The organism is Neisseria sp. P0021.S006, assembly GCF_051956895.1.
Genome location: NZ_JBQCWZ010000378.1, coordinates 1 through 1,343, shown reverse-complemented (window position 1 = coordinate 1,343; position 1,343 = coordinate 1). Strand labels below are relative to the sequence as shown.

At 45.0% G+C, this 1,343-nt stretch carries 2 protein-coding genes; one reads left to right on the top strand and one right to left on the bottom strand.

Features of this window, described 5'->3' with window-relative positions; translation table 11 throughout:
- Nucleotides 1-499 (top strand): sodium-dependent transporter (locus tag ACTHUM_RS14290; protein ID WP_440403199.1); only part of this gene is annotated, 499 nt, incomplete at its 5' end.
- 60 nt (nt 500-559) lie between these two features.
- Here ACTHUM_RS14290 and dld read toward each other — a convergent pair.
- The coding region (gene dld / locus ACTHUM_RS14285) for a D-lactate dehydrogenase (protein ID WP_440403198.1) at nt 560-1,343 on the bottom strand (784 nt) is incomplete at its 5' end.

Sequence of the window (1,343 nt, the reverse complement as noted above, 5' to 3'; positions counted from 1 at the left end):
CCCTAACTCCGGCCCGACGTTGGTGTTCCAAAGCCTGCCGATCGTGTTCTCCAATATGTGGGCAGGCCCCGTGTTTGCAGTAATTTTCTTCTCACTGCTTCTGATTGCCGCGCTGACCACTTCTCTGACCATTTATGAAGTGTTGATTACAACTATTCAGGAGAAAACCAAAATCCGCCGCGCAGCCGCGATTACCATCGTACTGGCAGGGATTTTTATCTTCGGCAATATCCCGTCCATCTTGAGCTACGGCCCATGGAAAGATATTTCCGTGTTTGGTAAAAACATTTTTGACGCCTTTGACTATATCAGCGGCAACATCCTGTTTATGCTGACCGCACTTGGCTCTGCCTTATTTGTTGGCTTCGTGATGAAAGATGAAGCGAAGGACGAATTGCTCTACAAAGGCAACCATACCACCGTCAATATCTGGTTTGCCTATGTGAAATACCTCGTGCCGTTGGTGATTCTGCTGATTTTCATCAGCAACCTGTTCTGATAAACAAACATATAAAAAGGCCGTCTGAAATGTTCAGACGGCCTTTGTTTTGACTATGCTTTATTCAGCCCAGTTTTTCTTCTTACTGGTTTTACCGATACCAGGGTTGAAGCTGTTGGTCGGATCAAGTTTTTTATAGAACTGTTTCAGCGCAGGCTTGGCTTCATACAGATGACCGACATTGTGTTCGGCAGGATATTGCGCACCACGTTGGTCAAGCAGATGGAGCATTTCATGTTCCAAGGCCATGCAGTCGTTGCCTTTTTTAATGATGTAGTCCTGATGGAACACATGACACATAAAATGTCCGTAATACAATTTATGGATGATTTTATTGTCGATTTCCGGCGGCAGTGTTTCAAACCAATCACGGTCATCACGGCGCAAGGCAATATCGAGCGCAACTAAATCTTCTACCTCATCATCATGCACGGCACGATAGCGGATCGCGGCAGAAGCCACGGCGAAACGATGCAACATGGCCGCCTGCGTTTCTTCGGCATTACATTCAAAGAATGCGCCACCATGAGTTGCAAAATATTCCTTCAAGAAAGCACGCGCCTCTTCTACGCCCTCGCCACCCATTTTTAAAATCAGGTGATGTTCATATTTATCCCGATAGTTGCGCATAGACTTCGGCAAGTGATCGGGCAAAATCTTACTGATCAGTTGCATGAATTTATCAGAGAAGTGTTTTGGTAAGAAACTTATCTTTTTGCTGAATCTATCCACACGGGCTTTCAGATCAAACAGTTTCGGAAGTTGGTGGGTACCGAACGTCTTGATGATATAAAAAGTATCTTTACCATAAACGGCAGCAATATCAAAAGCATGACGATGGATA